The sequence below is a fragment of the Cupriavidus sp. 94F1 genome, from assembly GCF_057798875.1.
In genome coordinates this window covers 166,723-181,099 of record NZ_JBYOJT010000007.1, presented here as the reverse complement: position 1 = coordinate 181,099, position 14,377 = coordinate 166,723, and the positions used below count along the sequence as shown (strand labels likewise).

The following is a 14,377-nucleotide window of genomic DNA, read 5'->3' as shown; positions in this document are numbered from 1 at the left end:
GCAACCGCACCGTGGAATAGTGGTTCTGCATAGCGGAATCATACGCGAATCTCTGTGCGAATATCGGAGCGCCACGCTCGCCGCTCGTGCCCCGGATTTGTCGTGTTTGCGACATGTATGCCAATGTCTTGTGCCAGTCATGGAACTTGTCATACGTCCCCAAAGACAATGGAGATGAGAACGCTTATCATGTGCGTTCCATTTTTTCCGGGCTAGTACAAACATGAAGCAGGGCGTTCCGATGGGCTATCGCATGGCGATTGCCTCGCGCGCAGTGGCCGCCATCCTGGGCGGCTACGCCGTTGCAGCCCTGGCGACGGGATGCCTGGCGCTGGTGCTTGCCAACTGGGCGGGCATGGCGCGCGTCGAGGCGGTCATCACGTCCACGCTGCTGTCGTTCCTGTGGTTTGCGCTGGCGGTGATCTGGGTGTTTGCCGCCGATACGGCCCGGCGTGCCTGGATCGGCCTGGCCGTGCCCGCCGCCGTGCTGGCGGCGGGCTGGCTCGCTTTGCGGAGCGCGTGATGGCCGAACTCAAGAAAGGCCAGGGCCTGCGGCAGTCGATGGCGTGGCTGCATACGTGGTCGGGCCTGCTGGTGTGCTGGGTGCTGTTCCTGGTGTTCTGCGGCGGCACCGCCAGCTATGTCAAGGACGAGATCACCGTCTGGATGAAGCCGGAGTTCCACGCTTCGCTGAACCGGAACGTGCCGGCCGCCGATGCCGTCGGGCGCGCCGTTGCCTTCCTGCAGCGCGAGGCACCGGACGCGGAACGCTGGTTCATCACCCTGCCGGACGACCGCAATCCGGCCATCTCGATGTTCTGGCTGCGTCCGGCCAAGCCCGAGGACGCTGGCAAGCCCAATCGCGCGCGGCTGGAAACGCGTACGCTCGACGCCGTATCCGGCGAACCAATCCCCGGCGCCCGCCAGACGCGCGGCGGCGAATTCCTGTACCGGCTCCATTTCGACCTGCACTACATGCCCGCGATCTGGGCCCGCTGGATTATCGGCTTCTGCACCATGTTCATGCTCGTGGCCATCATCAGCGGCGTGATCACGCACCGGCGCATCTTTGCGGACTTCTTCACGTTCCGCGCCCGCAAGGGACAGCGTTCCTGGCTTGACGCCCACAACGCGGTGGCCGTGCTGGCGCTGCCGTTCCATCTGATGATCACCTACACGGGCCTGGTGACGCTTTTGTTCATGTACATGCCCTGGGGCATCCAGGCCGTGTACAAGGGCGACGAGCAGGCCTTCAACGCCGAGCTGGCCGCCCGCGCGCCCCGCGCGAAGCCAGCCACCGAAACCGCGCCGCTGGCGCCGATCGGGCCGATGCTCGCGCAGGCCACGGCGCACTGGCAGGGTGCCGCGCCGCGCCGCGTCACCGTGGAGGCGCCCAACAAGGCCAACGCCACGGTAGCCGTGGCACGCGAGCAAGGCCGGCAGTTCGGCACGACGACGCCCACCGTGGTCTTCACGGGTGCCACCGGTGAACGGAAGGCAACGCTGGGCGATGACATGGCGCCGGCGGCCACCACGCGTTCGGCCATGATCGGTCTGCACGTGGCGCACTTCGCGCCGCCGCTGCTGCGCGCGCTGTTCTTCGCGTCCGGCCTCGCTGGCTGCCTGATGGTGGCCACCGGCGCGTTGCTATGGGCGGTCAAGACGCGCCAGGGCCATGCCAAACGGATTGCCGCCACGGGCCGCACGCCGTTCGGCCTGCGGCTGGTCGAGGCGCTGAACCTCGGCGTGATTGCGGGCCTGCCGATCGCGATCGGCGCGTACTTCTGGGCCAATCGTTTGCTTCCCGTCGATCTGGCGCAACGCCAGGCCGCCGAAATCCAGACATTCTTCGGCGCCTGGGCCGTGGCGGCGCTGCTGGCGCAATGGCGCCCCACGCGCGCCATGTGGCGCGTGCAGCTGTGGGTGGCCGCGACGCTGTTTGCCGGCGTGCCCGTGCTGAACGCGCTCACCACATCGACCCATCTTGGCGTGACGCTGTTCCACGGGCCCGGCATGGTCGCCGGCTTCGATCTGACTGCGATGGCGCTGGGCATCGCCCTGGGTGCGGCGGCCTGGGGGCTTGGCAAGCGAGGCGCCGCCCCGCGCAAGGCGGCTGCCCCGCGCGCGGTAGCTGGCGTGGGCGAGATGTCGCGGGAGGTGTCACAATGAGCGTGGCATGGATGCCGGTCGGGCCGGCCTGCGTCGCAGGCCTGGGCTTCGCGATCGGCGGCTTCATGTGGCTGGCGCAGGCCATGGATCGCCATCACGCGGACATGTTCGGGCGCGGCAGCACGCCGGCACCGGCCCTGGCCATGCGGCTGCGCTGGCAGGGATGGCTCGCGCTGGTGCTGGCCCTGGCCGCGTGCGTGCTGGCCGAAGGCTGGGCCTTCGGTGTCGTCTACTGGGCCGGACTGCTGACGCTTGGCGCGCTGGCCGTGGTCGGTGCGTTTGCCTGGGCGCCGCATGCCACGCCGCGGCTGGCGCGCGCGTCCATCGCGGTGGGCATGGCGGCGACCATGGCATCGCCATGGCTCATGCCGTCATAAGGCGCCGACGCATCACAACGATTTCCAACGAGCATCGCCGACAGAGCGATGCCGCCATTCACGGACACGGGTCATGCCTGTCCGCCGCGTCGGGAACGCGGTGCAGGCGTCATCGTTTTATTTTTGGGAGTGTCATCTTGTCTTTTGCCGTACCTCGCGCCGTTGCACATGCCGCACGCGCCGCCCGCTCTTCTAGTTCGTCCCGTAGTGCCCGCCTCAGTATCCTGGCCGCCTCGCTGGCTGCCGCGCAGCCGTCCCTGGCGTCCGCGCAGGAAGCAGCGCCGCCGCCCACGCAGCAGACGCTGCCGACGGTGACGGTCAAGGGCGAGTCGTCGCCAGACCAGTTGCCCGCGCCGTACGCCGGCGGCCAGGTGGCACGCGGCGGCCGCATCGGCATCCTGGGCAACCAGGATTTCATGGATGTGCCGTTCAGCGTCACGTCGTACACGGCCGGGCAGATCCAGAACCAGCAGGCACACACGGTGGGCCAGGTGCTGGCCGACGATCCGGCCGTCCGCGTCAGCTCGGGCTTCGGCAATTTTTCGGAAACCTTCGTCGTGCGCGGCTTCACGCTGGGTTCGGATGACCTTGGCTACAACGGGCTGTACGGCATTGCGCCGCGCCAGCTGGCATCGACCGAGGGGCTGGAGCGTGTGGAAGTGTTCCGTGGCGCCAACGCTTTCCTGACCGGCGTGTCGGCCGCCGGCACCGCCGTGGGCGGCGCGATCAACCTGGTGCCGAAGTACGCCACGGCCGCGCCGATCACGCAGGGCACGCTTGACTACACCAGCGACGGGCAGGCCGGCGGCCACATCGACGTGGGCCGCCGTTTCGGCGAAAAGAAGGAATTCGGGGTGCGCGTGAACGCCATGGCGCGCGGTGGCGGCACGGCCATCGACAACGAAAGCCGCCAGCAGCGCCTGTTCACGCTGGGCCTGGACTACCAGGGCGACAACCTGCGCGTGAACGCCGATTTCGGCTATCAGAAGCAGCGCATCTACCAGGGCCGCAGCACGGTCAACCTGACTGGCACGGCGCTGCCGCCGGTGCCGTCGGCCAGCACGAACTTCGCGCAGCCGTGGACCAATTCTTCGCTCGAAGATATCTACGGCACGATCCGCGCCGAGTACGACATCACGAAGGACTGGACGGCCTATGCCGCCTTCGGCGGACACCATACCAACGAATTCGGCAGCTATAGCGGCGCGAGCGTCGGCAACAACGGCGTGGGCACGGCAACGCGCCTGACCGTGCCGTTCGAGCAGGACACGTTCTCCGGCGAAGTCGGCGTGCGCGGCCGCTTCGTGACCGGGCCCGTCAAGCATACGGTCAACCTGAGCTGGTCGGGGCTGGAGCAGAAGCGGGCCACGGCGTTCGAATTCTCGGGCGCGTTTGCGACCAATCTCTACAACGCGCCGGTTGTTCCCTATCCGGCCGCCCCGGCCACCGGCAATATGTCCGATCCGTACGTGACGCAGCGGACCAACCTCAATGGCGTGTCGGTGTCCGATACGCTGGGCTTCCTGAATGACCGCGTGCTGCTGACCGCCGGCGTGCGCCAGCAGGTGATCAACGTGCGTGGCTACGCCACGGCGACCGGTGCCCAGACGTCGACCTATAGCGATTCTGCCACGTCGCCGATGTTCGGTCTGGTGGTCAAGCCGCTCCAGAACGTATCGGTCTACTACAACTACATCGAAGGCCTGGCGCAGGGTCCGACGGCGGGCAATACCGCCGTCAACCGCGGCGAGGTCTTCGCGCCGGTCAAGTCGAAGCAGCACGAGGCGGGCGTGAAGTACGACGCGGGCGCGTTCGGCACGACACTGGCGTTCTTCCAGATCGAACAGCCGCAGGGCACCACCATGCAGGGCAACGTGTTCGGCCTGCAGGACCTGCGCAATCGCGGCGTGGAATTGAGCGTGTTTGGCGAACCCGTGCGCGGCGTGCGCCTGCTGGGCGGCGTGTCGTATATCGATTCGCAGTACCAGGACACCGGCAACCCGCTGACGGAAGGCAAGAAGGGCGTGGGCGTTCCGAACTACACGATGACGCTGAGCGGCGAGTACGACCTGCCGTTCCTGGCGGGGGCCACCGTGTCGGGCCGCTATATCCAGACCGGCCGCCAGTACGCGAACAACACGAACACGATCGCGCTGCCGTCCTGGAACCGCTTCGACCTGGGCGCGCGTTACACCTTCAAGGCCTCGCAAATGCGCTACACGCTGCGCGCCGCCGTGGAGAACGTGGCGAACAAGGCTTACTGGGCTGGCGTGTCGACATCGGCCAGCACGCTGTACATCGGCAATCCGCGTACGTTCAAGGTGTCGATGACGGTCGACTACTGAGTCGCGGCCTCCGCCATGCCGTGACTCTCCGCGCGCAGCCAGTCGCGCGGAGACTGGCCCACCCTGGCCAGGAAGACGCGTGACAGGGCCGACGGATTGGCATAGCCGAGTTCGTCGGCCAGCAGCTTGAGTGGCGCGCCGTCGCGCAGCCGGGTCTGGGCCAGGCTGATGCGCCAGTCCGTCAGATAGTCGGCCGGGGTCTGGCCGACGATGTCGCGAAAGGCTGCTGCGAAGGCGCTGCGCGACATGCCCGCGCAGGCCGCCATCTTTTCCAGATTCCAGCTGGCGCCCGGGGCCTCGTGCATGGCGACCAGCACCCGCGCCAGGCGCGGATCGGACAGCCCCGTGATCAGCCCGGGCTGGACCCCGACCTGCCGGGGATGATCGAGCATCCAGCGCAAGAGCTGGATCACCACCACTTCGAATAGCCGATCGGCCAGTAATCGCTGGCCGCATCGCACGCGTTCGGTTTCCGCGAACAGCAGCGACAGTGCTGGGGCCAGCCCTGGCACGTCAGCCAGCGGCAGCACGATCAGCGGCGGCAGGGCACGTGCCAGCGGATTGCGGGCACCGCCGGCAAATTCCAGCGTGGCACACGAGAACTGTGACCCTTCGGCCGGTGGATTGTGAAAGGTGTGGATCGCGGGACGCGGATAAAACAGCAGCGAGGGCTCGTGAACTTCGAGCCGCCGGGGCAGCCCCCGGCTCTGATGGGTCACCGTCATGCTGCCTTCGCGCATGACGTGCAGAAAGCCGCGATGGGACTCGTCGAAACGTGACACACCGCATAGCGGGCCGGTATGGAACAGGTGCGCCTGGATGCGGAACCGCTCAAGCAGCGCGGACAGGCGATCGACGGTAAGCGGTGCAGCGGTGGTGGACACGGCGGGATGAATTGATACGTTTTTGGGACGGTTGGTATCCCATCGTACGCCTTGCGCCACCATAGTGGAACCCATGGACGGCGACGTCCTGATTTCGATCACTTTCCAGATCACTTCGACAGGAGATTCCATCATGACCGCACGTATTTCCGTACCGGAACCCAAGGCCGCGCCCGCGGGCAGCCAGGCCGCGCTGGCCCAGATCCAGGCCGCTTTTGGCGGTGTACCCCAGATGTTCCGCGCCGTGTCCAATTCGCCGGCCGCCCTGCAGTCGATGTGGGCCGCGTTTGGCGCGCTCGGCGCTGGCGTGATTCCGGCCAAGCTGGGCGAGCAGATTGCCGTGGCCGTGGCCGACCGCAATCGCTGCGACTATTGCCTGGCCGCGCATACGGCGCTGGGCCGCAAAGCTGGCGCGTCGGCCGAAGAGATGGCGGCCGCCCAGGCCGGCCAATCGGATGACCCGAAGACCGCGGCGGCGCTGGCGTTTGCGCTGAAACTCGTCGAGGCACGCGGTCAGGTATCCGGTGCCGACGTGGCCGGGCTGCGCGAAGTGGGCTTCAACGACGGGGAAATCGTCGAGATCGTCGCCCATGTCGCGCTGAATCTGTTCACCAACTACATCAACGTGGCATTTGCCGTGCCCGTGGATTTCCCGGCGGTCAAGCTGACCGCCCGCTGATCTGCGCGTCGCCCGCGCATGAAAAAGGCCGCCAACGCTGGCGGCCTTCTTGTTGTTGCATCACGGCGTGATGCTTGCGGCGGTTCCTGAGACCCGGCGCGGATCAGGCGTGAATGACGGCAGGTTCCAGATGCTTGCCCGTCAGGCTGGCCACAGCCACGGCCATCGCCTGTTCGCGGGCTTCCGCCGCGGCCGGCGCCGGCATGAAACGCTCGGGTTCGTCGCGTGCCAGGCGTTGCAGGTGACGCAGCTTGGCTTTCAGACCGGGCTCCACGCGCGAATCGGGCGTCACGGTGGACGGGCAGGCCACACCGAGGATGTCCAGCGCCTGACGGAAGTTGTCGACCGTCAGACCTTCGGCCGGATTCACCTGTACCAGGCGGGCGCGTTGAGCCTCGGTGAACGACGATGCCGGCGCGCTCGACAGGATGACCCAGGCGCCCGGGGCCGGGCGTTGGCTGAACCAGGCGTCGATTTCGGCGCCATGGCCACCTGCCACGCGGGGCGTCATGCCTTCCACCTGCAGATCAAGCTGCTGGAAGATGGCCGCCGGGGTGCCACGGCGCCATGCGTCGGACACCACCACGCGCGCGCCAGCGATACCGAAAAGGCGGCGCAGGAAGCCCAGCGCGATGGGGTCGAAAAACCTGACGTCACGCAGGGTCCCCGTGTTAGGCGTGCCGCCCAGGCGGGCTGCGGAGCGGTCCGAATACAGGACGCCGGGTACGTCCAGCATGATCAGGCGTTCAGTCATGATTTCTCGCGGTCAATCAGTGATGGGATGAATCAAGCGTATCCGGCTTTCGCGTGGGAAAGGCGACACAAAGTGTGCGTAAGTGCAACAGTTGTGTAACTTTTACGCGTGACTCGTTAATGCCGGTTACTGCGTAGGTCGAAGTGTTTCTCGCGGACACACCTGCCGCGCCAGGCCTCGTTTTCCGGCCTGCTCCGCCTTGCGGATATCGCCGTAATGCACGCCTCAACGGGTGGTAGGCGAGGGTGGTTGACAGGAATTTGAAAGGAAATGTTCGTGGCTTTGACACACAGCACACTGCAACGGGAATGCCGTCCGGTGTAGGCAGAAATTTCTGGCAGCGGGCGTCGTGCCGGTTTGGCTTCCGGTTCTATTCCTTGCGCAATAAACGCATTTCGAAATGCTCGAAGGCGTACTGGCAGGTGATGCTGCAGAACAGCTCGGCCTGGCCGACCGGCTTCTCGCAGGCATGGCAGGTGCCGCACGGCCTGAGCCTGGGGGCCCAGTCGCGTCCCGCCGCCTCGAAATCCTCCTGGAACGCTGCATCGTCATCCACTGCCTTGCGTAGCATGTGTGTTCTCCGCTCTTTGTCCGCCTCGGCGATGATCCCTGTCTCGACCCGCCGCCGGAGGGCGACGGGGCTATCGCCATGCTAGCGGCGCAATGCTTGCCGTCGAATCGGATCTTCTTGAATTACGGCGGGGCGGAACGAAGCTGAAGTGGGGCCAGTGCGTCGGGGGGCCGCTTCAGGTGGCGGCGTCGAACGTGCGGCGGTGCGGTAGCCAGTCAGAACTGGAAGCGCGCGACGTCGGTCTCCAGTGCGGCCGCCTGATGGTCAAGCCGCGACGCCTGGTCGCTGACCTCGTCGACGAGCTTGGCGTTGTCGGCGCTGGTCTGCTCAAGGCGGGACAATGCATCGCCTACCGTGCGAATGCCGCTGGCCTGTTCGTCGGCCAGCATGCGCAGTTCCGCGGCCAGGGTGTGGCTGTGCTGCACTGCGGCGTCGATGCCTGACATGGCAGATTCCACGCGGCCGCTCAGGCTGGCGCCCCGGGCAATCTCGTTGGCGGCGTCGCCAATAATGCCGCCAATCTCGCGGGCGGCCGTGGCGCTGCGCTGGGCAAGGGCCCGGACTTCCTGCGCCACCACGGCAAAGCCGCGGCCCGCCTCGCCGGCCCGGGCGGCTTCCACGGCGGCGTTGAGCGCGAGGATATTGGTCTGGAAGGCGATGCTCTCGATGACGGAGACAATCTCCGAGATATTGCGCGACTGTGCGTGCACGTTGGCCATCGCGCCACTCATGTCGCGCACGGCAGCCATGCCCGTGCCCGTGGCTTCGCGCGCCCGGCTGGCCATTTCGCTCGATTCCTGCGCCTGCGCGTGGGCCTGCTGAACCAGCGCGGTAAGCCGGGCCACATTCGCAGTGGCCTCGCCCAGCGCGGCGGTCTGCAGGCCGGTGCGGGTCGCCAACGCCTGGTTGCCGCGCGCAATGCCGTCGCTGGCGGCCGAAATCTCGTGCGCGCAATGCTGGATGCGCGCCAGCACGCCTGCCAGCTGGTCGCGCATGCCCGCCAGGTTGAACAGGAGGCTGCCGCCATCACGCTCGCGCAAGGCAATGCGGGCGGTGAGGTCGCCGCCGGCAATGCGCGTGGCGATGGCCGCCGCGTCGCGCGGCTCGCCGCCCAGTTCACGCGTCAGGCTGCGCGCGGCAATCCATGCCAGCAGTCCGGCCGCGCCGAGGCTGGCCACGAGCAGCACGCTCATCCACGTTTGCGCGGTCACCTGGGCCGATGCCACGCCGGCAACGGTATCGGCGGCCTGCTGTGCCAGCGTCGTACGCGTGGACTCCATCAGGGCGCCAAGTTTTCGTAGCTGTTCTCCTAGAAAGTGGCCGTCAATCGAAACCGATGCGTCGAATTGCAGCGAATCGAGCGGCTGCTTGCGGATCAGTTCGACGTATTTCGTCACCAGTTCGCCGGCCGCGGCACGCTCGGCGAGCAAGGCGCGGGCCTGCGCCGGTGCGGCCACGCGAACGTCGTCGACCGCCGCGTCGAGCTGTTTCGATGCCTGGGCGATGTCATTCGCCGCGGTGTCGCGTTCGGCGGAACTGGTGGCCAGTGTCAACGCAAGCTGTGCGCGGCCCAGCATGGCCAGCGATGCCTGCGCGCGTTCGGCGGCGATGGCGCCGCGCATGTCGCGCTGGTACAGCCTGTCGGTATCGCGCTTGAGGTCGATCAGGTTGACGATGCCGGTGAGCCCGACAATCGCGCCGAACGCGTAGATCAGGACAAATGCTGCGGACAGCCGCACGACCAGCGGCAACCCCGCCAGTCCTTGCCATGCGGATCGGCCGCGCCGTCCCTGCAATCCCAGCTTGATGGCTTGCAACACTACGAACTCCTTCGGGGCGACGCCCCGCCATACCATGACCCTTGCGCTGCAGCAGCCCGGCCTCTTGGCGAGACATCGTCAGCGACGCGTCGCGGGGCCGGGTCTTGTTGCGGTGCGGCGTGATCGTCGGGCAAGCATGTGACGGCTGCGTGACAAACGACAGGCGGCGCGTTTGTCATACGGGTGACATATGACTGTCATGCAATGGCGCGCGCTGCATACGTGCCTGTATTGCAACGCCGTGCTCAAACTCTCTCTGGCCGGCTGTCAACAACCAGGTGGCCTGCCATCCGTCTGAACTTGTTTCATGTTTCCCGTTGCCTCCGATCTGGCTCCGGCCCGCGAGGCCGTGCGACCGCCACCCCTCCATGCGGTGTTTCAGCCTATCGTGACGCTGGCCAGCGGCGAGATCCTTGGCTACGAAGCACTGATTCGCGGCCCCGCCGGTTCGATGCATGCCGCTGCCGATGCGCTGTTCCGCATGGCCCAGGAAACCGGCACCACGATCGCGCTCGAGATGACGGCGGCGCGTACCGCGCTGGCGTCGTGGGCGGCGCTGGACCTGTCCGGCAAGCTATTCCTGAACTTCAGCCCGCTGACGCTGCGCCATCTGCTCGGCCATCGCGGCCGTGCCATGGCGGCGCTGCTGGGCCTGGATGGTGCGCAAGGCAACGGGGCGCGGATTGCACCGTCGCGCGTGGTCATCGAGGTTACGGAGCAGACCGCGGTGGGTGATGCCGCCAGCTTTGCCAACGCCGTGGCCGTGCTGGCGGAACTGGGCGTGCAGTACGCGCTCGACGACTTTGGCACGGGCCACGCCAACCTGGACCGGCTGGCGGAACTGACGCCGCAGTTCATCAAGATCGACAAATCGCTGGTGCGAGGCATCCACGCCAGTTCTCGCCGGCTGGAGGTCCTGCGTGCGGTCCTGAGCCTGATGCATGCGCTGGGCGGCCGGGTCATCGCCGAAGGCATCGAGACGGCCGAGGAACTGGCACTGGTCAGGGATCTGGGCGTGTCTGCGGGGCAGGGCTACTTCCTGGGGCGTCCCGCCGCGCAGCCACCGGCCGAGATCACGTCAGAGGCCCGTGCTTTGCTGTCGTCGCGGCAAATCGCGGTGTTTCCGCAAACGTTGCGCACGGGCTGGTCGGGCATGACCGCAGGCAGTCTGGTGCGCCCGCTGCCGGCCGTCAACGCCGAGACATCGAACAACGATGTGCTGACGCGCTTTCATGAGCAAGGGGACCTGCATGCGATGGCCGTGGTCGACGATGACCTGAGGCCGATTGGCCTGATCAGCCGCCAGACGCTGATCGATCGCTACGCCACGCCGTTCCATCGCGAGTTGTACGGCCGCAAGGCGTGCGTCACGCTGGCCAATCCGCAGCCGGTCTGCTTCGACCGGCGCGCCACGCTCGAGGAAATGGCCCAGCATGTGGCCGGCGAGCCGTCACGGGCGCTGGCCGATGGTTTCGTCATCACGGACGAAGGCCGCTATGTGGGCCTGGGCACGGGCGCCGACCTCCTGCGCGCAATTTCCGATGTCCGGATGGAAGCCGCACGCTATGCCAACCCGCTGACCTTCCTGCCCGGCAACATCCTGCTGAACCAGCATATCGATCGCCTGATCGAGGCGCGCAGTCCGTTTCACGCCTGCTATGCCGACCTGAACCATTTCAAGTCCTTCAACGACCACTACGGCTACTGGAAGGGCGACGAACTGCTCAAGGGGGCGGCCGCCATCCTGGCGCAGGCCTGCGATCCGGCCCGCGATTTCCTGGGCCATATCGGCGGCGACGACTATCTGGTGCTGTTCCAGGGCGACGACTGGGAGCCGCGCATCCACGGCGCGATGGCCCGCTTCAACGATGGCGCACTGGCCATGTATGCCGCGTCTGACCGCGCGGCCGGCGGCATTCAGTCGGAAGATCGCCACGGGCGGCCCATGTTCTTTCCCCCGGTGACGATGGCTGTCGGCGCTGTGCGCGTGGGTGCCGATGCAATGGCCGCGTGGCGGCTTGGCAGCCAGCACGTGGGTGCGGCAGCGGCCGTGGCCAAGCGCAGGGCTAAGGCGGTGGCGCAGGGCGTGGCATGTATCGACATTGCCGACCTGGCCGCCCGCGGAGAACTGGACCGCTAGCGCGCTAGTAGTCGGCGAGCGCGCCGTTGCCAACCAGTCCGAGCCGGCGGTGTGCCGTCAGTTCGGCCCGCGCGGCGCTGTCCAGGATGTCGAGGCGATACCCCTGTGCGTATACCACCGTGATCGTCACGCCGTTCTCGGCCCGAAGGTCCAGCGTGCGGCGCATGCGCGAGACCAGGCCGGCAAGCGCGCGCGACGAATGCGGCAGCGTGTGTCCCCAGATGGTGTTTTCGATGCGCTGCGTCGCCAGGATGCGGCCGGCATTGGCGAACATCAGCATGGCCAGGTCGAATTCCTTTGGGGTCATCGGAATCCGCTGTCCATGGAGCGTGGCGAAGCGCCCGGGGTTGTTGAGCTCATAGGGGCCGGCACGCAGCGGCATGCTGGCATTGAGCCGGGTGCCGGCCATGCGCCGGCGCAACGCGGCGATGCGGGCCAGCAGCACGCGGGCATTGAGCGGCCGCACGATGTAATCATCGGCGCCCGCGTCCAGGGCTTCCACCATGTCGTCGTCGTCGCTGTCGCCCGAGAACATCACGATGGGCACGTCGCGATTGCGCACCGCGCGCACGGCACGGATGACGTCGATGGCGGAGATATCGGGCAGGTCGCGGTCGATCAGCAGCATGTCGTAGCTGTCATGACCCAGGCCGTGGATCAGGTCGCGGCCTGCCTGGAAGACGTTGCATTGGAATCCCGCGATGGAGAGCAGCTCCTGCATGGGATGGAGAGGCGAGTTGCGGCTGGCGAGCAGCGCAATATTGGATTGGGCATTCATACGACACTATCGGACGGGCGAAACGCATTGAATCGGGCAAACACGATGCAGCGTATCGGCCCGGCAAAGGTCCAACAATCGGCGTTTCTTTAAATGGAGGGGATCAGCGTGCATGCCGACGGCTTGTTGCAAACAGCCATCGTTATCCACAGATTTTGTGGATAACCGGAGCGGGGACGGGCGGTGGAGTGCGGCGGAGCGGGTAACGGATCGGTGTGATTAAAAATTGAGCAAACGGGGCGAAGGCATCGGGCTGGCGCGGGGGCTGAGCTGGGCCGCGCGACCCACCGCCCGCGATATCGGCTGCGCCAAAGTGATCCGCTATGCCAGAATACGGCTCATCGAATCCGGGCCGTTCGTGGTGCCAGTGCCTATGCTCAGTCCCAGCGTCATTGCCGCCGTTGTCCTCGCGTTCCATATCGTCGGCGTCCTTGCGGCGCTGCATGCCGTGATGACCGTGCGCACGGCGCCGGGCGCCATCGCGTGGGCGGGCTCGCTGGTGATGATGCCGTACTTCACGATCATCCCGTACCTGATCTTCGGGCGCAGCCGTTTCGCCGGTTATGTCAATGCGCGCCGGTTCAACAACGACCGCCTGCGCGAGATCCGGCACGGCATGACGGCCAAGGATCGGGAGGCCCTGGCCGCCAGCGTGGTGCTGCAGCCCGAGCAGGCCTGCATGCGCGCGCTGCCCAGCCTGACCGGTGTGCCATGCCTGATGAATAACGATGTGCGGCTGCTCATCAACGGCGATGCCACCTTCGACGCCATTTTTGCCGCCATCGACGCGGCCACCGAGCAGGTGCTGGTGCAGTTCTTCATCGTGCATGACGACGAACTCGGACGCGCGCTGCAAAAGCGCCTCTGCGACCGGGCGCGTGCCGGCGTCCGGGTCTATTTCCTGTACGACAGCATCGGTTGCCATGCGCTGGGGCGTGGCTACGTGCGCGTGCTGCAGGAGGCCGGCGTGGAGGCGCGACCGTTTTCCACACATCCCGGCTTTGTCAATCGCTTCCAGCTCAATTTTCGCAATCATCGCAAGCTTGTGGTCGTCGATGGCGCGCAGGCCTTCGTGGGCGGGCACAACGTCGGCAACGAGTACCTGGGCCGCCGGCCGCCGCTGGCGCCGTGGCGCGATACGCATATCGCCATCCGGGGCGCGGCGGTGCTGGACCTGCAGATGGCCTTTGCCGAGGACTGGTACTGGGCTGCGCGGGAAGTGCCGTACCTGATGACGCCGCCGTCGGGCCACGTGGGCGACATGGTGTGTCAGGTCGTGCCGTCGGGGCCGGCCGACGCGCAGGAAACCTGTTCGCTGTTCTTTGTGGAGGCCATCCAGTCGGCCACGCGCCGGCTGTGGATGACATCGCCATACTTCGTGCCCGACGAAGCCGTGTTTGCAATGCTGCGGCTGGCCGTGCTGCGTGGCGTGGATGTGCGCATCCTGATCCCGTCGCGGCCCGATCACAAGGTGGTTTACGGGGCATCCACCATCTACGCGTACCAGGCGATTCGCGCGGGCGTGAAGATCTATCGCTACCAGCCTGGCTTCCTGCACCAGAAGGTGATCCTGATCGACGACGAGGCGGCCGCCGTGGGCACCGCCAACCTGGACAACCGGTCTTTCCGCCTGAATTTCGAGTTGATGGTGATGACCGCCCACCCCGAATTCGCCGCGGACGTGGCGCGCATGCTCGAAGCCGATTTTGCCCAGGCGCGCCAGATTGGCCCAAGCGACTTCCTGGGCTCGCCTGCGATCCTGCGCGTGGCCATGCATGTGGCCAAGCTGTTCGCGCCGATCCTCTGACGATTCCAACGTGCCGTGCTGTCCATATTCGCTCCGGATGACGTGTCAGGCAC

General features: G+C 66.5%; 12 protein-coding genes. 7 read left to right on the top strand and 5 right to left on the bottom strand.

Features of this window, described 5'->3' with window-relative positions:
* Positions 1-223: 223 nt before the first annotated feature.
* From AC3FJ6_RS19180 to AC3FJ6_RS19165, 4 genes are all read left to right on the top strand, one after another.
* Positions 224-523, top strand: a complete 300-nt coding sequence (locus AC3FJ6_RS19180) for a DUF3649 domain-containing protein (RefSeq protein ID WP_488773298.1) — start codon at positions 224-226, stop codon at positions 521-523.
* Positions 523-2,169 carry a PepSY-associated TM helix domain-containing protein gene (locus AC3FJ6_RS19175; RefSeq protein WP_488773297.1) on the top strand — a complete coding sequence of 549 codons (1,647 nt, stop codon included), beginning with the start codon at positions 523-525 and terminating at the stop codon, positions 2,167-2,169. The genes AC3FJ6_RS19180 and AC3FJ6_RS19175 overlap by 1 nt, the downstream gene beginning before the upstream one ends.
* Positions 2,166-2,546 carry a DUF3325 domain-containing protein gene (locus AC3FJ6_RS19170; RefSeq protein WP_488773296.1) on the top strand — a complete coding sequence of 127 codons (381 nt, stop codon included), beginning with the start codon at positions 2,166-2,168 and terminating at the stop codon, positions 2,544-2,546. The genes AC3FJ6_RS19175 and AC3FJ6_RS19170 overlap by 4 nt, the downstream gene beginning before the upstream one ends.
* 137 nt (positions 2,547-2,683) lie before the next feature.
* Entirely contained in the window at positions 2,684-4,891 is a 2,208-nt protein-coding gene (locus tag AC3FJ6_RS19165) for a TonB-dependent receptor (protein WP_488773295.1), read from the top strand.
* On the opposite strand, the gene AC3FJ6_RS19160 is transcribed toward AC3FJ6_RS19165, so the two are convergent.
* Positions 4,885-5,775 (bottom strand): AraC family transcriptional regulator, encoded by an 891-nt coding sequence (locus AC3FJ6_RS19160; protein WP_488773294.1) that lies wholly within the window; start codon positions 5,773-5,775, stop codon positions 4,885-4,887. The genes AC3FJ6_RS19165 and AC3FJ6_RS19160 overlap by 7 nt on opposite strands.
* 133 nt (positions 5,776-5,908) lie before the next feature.
* Between AC3FJ6_RS19160 and AC3FJ6_RS19155 the strand changes: the two genes are divergently transcribed.
* A complete protein-coding gene (locus AC3FJ6_RS19155; RefSeq protein ID WP_488773293.1) occupies positions 5,909-6,454 on the top strand; it encodes a carboxymuconolactone decarboxylase family protein in 546 nt (181 codons plus the stop codon).
* Between the two features lie 103 nt (positions 6,455-6,557).
* Here AC3FJ6_RS19155 and AC3FJ6_RS19150 read toward each other — a convergent pair whose 3' ends face one another.
* The 3 genes from AC3FJ6_RS19150 to AC3FJ6_RS19140 all read right to left on the bottom strand — a co-directional run bounded on the left by AC3FJ6_RS19150 (position 6,558) and on the right by AC3FJ6_RS19140 (position 9,599).
* Entirely contained in the window at positions 6,558-7,208 is a 651-nt protein-coding gene (locus AC3FJ6_RS19150) for an HAD domain-containing protein (RefSeq protein ID WP_488773292.1), read from the bottom strand.
* Between the two features lie 370 nt (positions 7,209-7,578).
* Complete coding sequence (locus tag AC3FJ6_RS19145) at positions 7,579-7,779, bottom strand: hypothetical protein (protein ID WP_153947955.1); 201 nt, start codon at positions 7,777-7,779, stop codon at positions 7,579-7,581.
* A 215-nt stretch (positions 7,780-7,994) separates the two neighbouring features.
* Entirely contained in the window at positions 7,995-9,599 is a 1,605-nt protein-coding gene (locus AC3FJ6_RS19140; RefSeq protein WP_488773291.1) for a methyl-accepting chemotaxis protein, read from the bottom strand.
* Between the two features lie 307 nt (positions 9,600-9,906).
* Here AC3FJ6_RS19140 and AC3FJ6_RS19135 point away from each other — a divergent pair, with 307 nt between their 5' ends.
* On the top strand, positions 9,907-11,739 hold the full coding sequence (locus tag AC3FJ6_RS19135) for an EAL domain-containing protein (protein WP_488773290.1): 1,833 nt from the start codon (positions 9,907-9,909) through the stop codon (positions 11,737-11,739).
* A 4-nt stretch (positions 11,740-11,743) separates the two neighbouring features.
* Here AC3FJ6_RS19135 and AC3FJ6_RS19130 read toward each other — a convergent pair whose 3' ends face one another.
* On the bottom strand, positions 11,744-12,517 hold the full coding sequence (locus AC3FJ6_RS19130; RefSeq protein WP_153947953.1) for a response regulator transcription factor: 774 nt from the start codon (positions 12,515-12,517) through the stop codon (positions 11,744-11,746).
* A gap of 373 nt (positions 12,518-12,890) precedes the next feature.
* On the opposite strand from AC3FJ6_RS19130, the gene cls reads away from it, so the two are divergent.
* Positions 12,891-14,324, top strand: coding sequence for a cardiolipin synthase (gene cls, locus AC3FJ6_RS19125; protein ID WP_153947952.1), 1,434 nt, complete (start codon positions 12,891-12,893; stop codon positions 14,322-14,324).
* Positions 14,325-14,377: the final 53 nt, after the last annotated feature.

Coding starts and splice junctions, on each gene's coding strand:
- AC3FJ6_RS19180 (WP_488773298.1), top strand. CDS start 224: ATGAAGCAGGGCGTTCCGATGGGCTATCGCATGGCGATTGCCTCGCGC.
- AC3FJ6_RS19175 (WP_488773297.1), top strand. CDS start 523: ATGGCCGAACTCAAGAAAGGCCAGGGCCTGCGGCAGTCGATGGCGTGG.
- AC3FJ6_RS19170 (WP_488773296.1), top strand. CDS start 2,166: ATGAGCGTGGCATGGATGCCGGTCGGGCCGGCCTGCGTCGCAGGCCTG.
- AC3FJ6_RS19155 (WP_488773293.1), top strand. CDS start 5,909: ATGACCGCACGTATTTCCGTACCGGAACCCAAGGCCGCGCCCGCGGGC.
- AC3FJ6_RS19150 (WP_488773292.1), bottom strand. CDS start 7,208: ATGACTGAACGCCTGATCATGCTGGACGTACCCGGCGTCCTGTATTCG.
- AC3FJ6_RS19145 (WP_153947955.1), bottom strand. CDS start 7,779: ATGCTACGCAAGGCAGTGGATGACGATGCAGCGTTCCAGGAGGATTTC.
- AC3FJ6_RS19135 (WP_488773290.1), top strand. CDS start 9,907: ATGTTTCCCGTTGCCTCCGATCTGGCTCCGGCCCGCGAGGCCGTGCGA.
- AC3FJ6_RS19130 (WP_153947953.1), bottom strand. CDS start 12,517: ATGAATGCCCAATCCAATATTGCGCTGCTCGCCAGCCGCAACTCGCCT.
- cls (WP_153947952.1), top strand. CDS start 12,891: ATGCTCAGTCCCAGCGTCATTGCCGCCGTTGTCCTCGCGTTCCATATC.